The sequence below is a fragment of the Catenibacterium sp. genome (assembly GCF_052354645.1).
GTDB lineage: Bacteria > Bacillota_I > Bacilli_A > Erysipelotrichales > Coprobacillaceae > Catenibacterium > Catenibacterium mitsuoka_A.
In genome coordinates this window covers 1-2,742 of record NZ_DAWDDM010000262.1, presented here as the reverse complement: position 1 = coordinate 2,742, position 2,742 = coordinate 1, and the positions used below count along the sequence as shown (strand labels likewise).

At 33.9% G+C, this 2,742-nt stretch carries 4 protein-coding genes and 1 pseudogene; 4 read left to right on the top strand and 1 reads right to left on the bottom strand.

The window, feature by feature from the left end; all coding sequences use genetic code 11:
* The 3 genes from ACT8VG_RS09690 to ACT8VG_RS09680 all read left to right on the top strand — a co-directional run.
* Positions 1-320 (top strand): Hsp20/alpha crystallin family protein (locus tag ACT8VG_RS09690; RefSeq protein WP_444195742.1); only part of this gene is annotated, 320 nt, incomplete at its 5' end.
* A 52-nt stretch (positions 321-372) separates the two neighbouring features.
* Positions 373-780: an Hsp20/alpha crystallin family protein gene (locus ACT8VG_RS09685; protein ID WP_117459125.1), complete on the top strand. Its 408-nt coding sequence runs from the start codon at positions 373-375 to the stop codon at positions 778-780.
* Positions 781-836: 56 nt separating this feature from the next.
* Positions 837-1,244 carry an Hsp20/alpha crystallin family protein gene (locus ACT8VG_RS09680; RefSeq protein WP_117459125.1) on the top strand — a complete coding sequence of 136 codons (408 nt, stop codon included), beginning with the start codon at positions 837-839 and terminating at the stop codon, positions 1,242-1,244.
* Between the two features lie 32 nt (positions 1,245-1,276).
* Here ACT8VG_RS09680 and ACT8VG_RS09675 read toward each other — a convergent pair whose 3' ends face one another.
* Positions 1,277-2,233 carry a peptidoglycan recognition protein family protein gene (locus tag ACT8VG_RS09675; protein WP_444195741.1) on the bottom strand — a complete coding sequence of 319 codons (957 nt, stop codon included), beginning with the start codon at positions 2,231-2,233 and terminating at the stop codon, positions 1,277-1,279.
* A gap of 301 nt (positions 2,234-2,534) precedes the next feature.
* Here ACT8VG_RS09675 and ACT8VG_RS09670 point away from each other — a divergent pair.
* Positions 2,535-2,742, top strand: a pseudogene (locus tag ACT8VG_RS09670) (hypothetical protein); the annotation flags it as partial.

Below are 2,742 nucleotides of genomic sequence, written 5' to 3'. Positions count from 1 at the left end.
ATACAATGTTATGTGATATTCGTGAAACAGAAAATACTTATGAAATGAATATTGCTCTTCCTGGATATAAGAAAGAAGATATTGCTTTGGAACTTAAGAATGGCTACTTAAAAGTATCAGCATCTGCTAAGAAAGAAGAAACTACAGGACGTATTGTAAGACGTGAAAGATATAGTGGTAACTGTTCTAGAAGCTTCTATGTAGGTGAAGAATTTACTGAAGAAGATATCAAGGCTAAGTTTGATAATGGTGAATTAATGATTTCAGTTCCTAAGGAAGCTCCAAAGAGAATAGAAAAGAAATCAATTACAATCTACTAATAACACGAGACGAAGAATCCCATGTTTAAATTTGATAAAGGAGATGTTATTTATGAGATTTTTACCTGGTTTCTATGATGTGTTTGATGATATGTTTGATGATGGCTGGATGAGTCCATCAACTAATGCAATGCAGTGTGATATCAAGGAAGTAGACAACAACTATGAAATGAATATTGCCCTTCCTGGATATAAGAAAGAAGATATTTCTCTAGACTTGACTGATGGTTATTTAACAGTTTCTGCTAATACTAATCAGGATAAGGAAGAAAAAGATAAGAACGGTAAGGTTATCAGAAGTGAACGTTATACAGGCAGCTGTTCAAGAAAGTTCTATGTTGGTGAGGGTTATAAAGAAGAAGACTTCACTGCTAAGTTTGAGAATGGTGAATTAATGATTACTTTCCCTAAGACTGAACCTGAAAAGATTGAAGAAAAGAAACCTATTATGATTGAATAGTTCATAACACGAGACGAAAAATCCCATGTTTAAATTTGATAAAGGAGATGTTATTTATGAGATTTTTACCTGGTTTCTATGATGTGTTTGATGATATGTTTGATGATGGCTGGATGAGTCCATCAACTAATGCAATGCAGTGTGATATCAAGGAAGTAGACAACAACTATGAAATGAATATTGCCCTTCCTGGATATAAGAAAGAAGATATTTCTCTAGACTTGACTGATGGTTATTTAACAGTTTCTGCTAATACTAATCAGGATAAGGAAGAAAAAGATAAGAACGGTAAGGTTATCAGAAGTGAACGTTATACAGGCAGCTGTTCAAGAAAGTTCTATGTTGGTGAGGGTTATAAAGAAGAAGACTTCACTGCTAAGTTTGAGAATGGTGAATTAATGATTACTTTCCCTAAGACTGAACCTGAAAAGATTGAAGAAAAGAAACCTATTATGATTGAATAGGCATTTGAAAAGGAAGCACGAGCTTCCTTTTTTCATACTGTACGCATGTAATTATAGACCTGTTTCTTAAAACTCTCCCAGTTCATTGATCCAGACTGCCCTTCTATCATTGGTCTAGGACATTCTTTTCCTGACCAATCATGATGCATGCGGAGTTGATCTACACTGAGGTTATATTGTTTTAATAATGCAGCAGCAAGTTTGGCTGCATTTTTTTCTGCAATATATAAATGGCCATCTGAATTGACACATATTTCTATCGCAATAGACGCACTATTACCTGGCATGACACCATCTCCTGCATGTCCTGCCTGCTGGTTAAGTGGTAATGATTGGTAGATACTGTGGTCATCCACAGTATAATGCCAGGAAGCAGAACGTACATTACCTGTATATTGAAGTTTAGCATGACTCAAAGCATCGGCTCCTTTACTTGTATTATCTGTTGTATGAATCGTAATATACAGTGGTCTCATTGCATAATGAGTACGATGACTACTTGTTTCAGGAATCATATAATCTTTGTAGAGTGGTATCCCAGTTGTATTCTCTATAGAATTATTGACATCTATACTCACATATTGAGAAGAAACCCACCCCTTCCCTTCTATATACATATAACGTCCTGCTTCTTTTGTAACATGATAACTTCCTGCAGGAACAGTATTAGAAGTAGCATAGTAAGAGAATGGTGCACTATACAGCGTCTTAGAAGCACTAAATGTAATTGTATTAGAGATTGTAAGAGGCTGTACACCTACATAACTATTATGACTATATTTCTTACCATCTAGCCCTGTATAAGTAAGTCCATCAAAACTACTACATTCTATTGGTCTAGATAAGAGATGGTTACTTATTAATATATGATCACTTTTAATAATGACTTGTGTTGGTGTATAACTAGGAAAACTAATAATAAGTAATACTACAACCAATATATTCTTCAGTATTCTCTTCTGTTTTATTGTCAGTTTTTGATGTTTCATAAGTTTATCCTTCTTCCATTGCATTGTCATTATAATACTAATATAAGATTATGAATAATTTTTTAACTTAACCAACCCATTAACATACTGTAATTTTCATTGATGCAAAAATGAAAACGCTTATTTTTTCACAAGACCTTTATAAGCCTAAAAAACGCTATTTTAAGCCCTTTTTATACTATTTTTTACATGCTGTTTTCTTGAGTTTCATTGACTTTAAAAGCATGGTGTCATATAATTTTGACAGGTGATAACCCTCACCTTGAATCAACAGTCATTTAGTAATGAAAGGAGTAAAAAAATGATTTATTCAAAAGAAGTTGAAGAAATGTATTGCGTTAAACAGGGCGGCAATCATGGTTGTGCCCCAATTCCTGAAGAAGGCAAATGGGTTTATTCTAAAGAAATCAAGGATATTTCTGCTTACACTCATGGTATCGGATGGTGTGCTCCACAGCAGGGTGCTTGTAAACTTTCTTTAAACGTTAAGGAAGGTATCATTGAAGAAG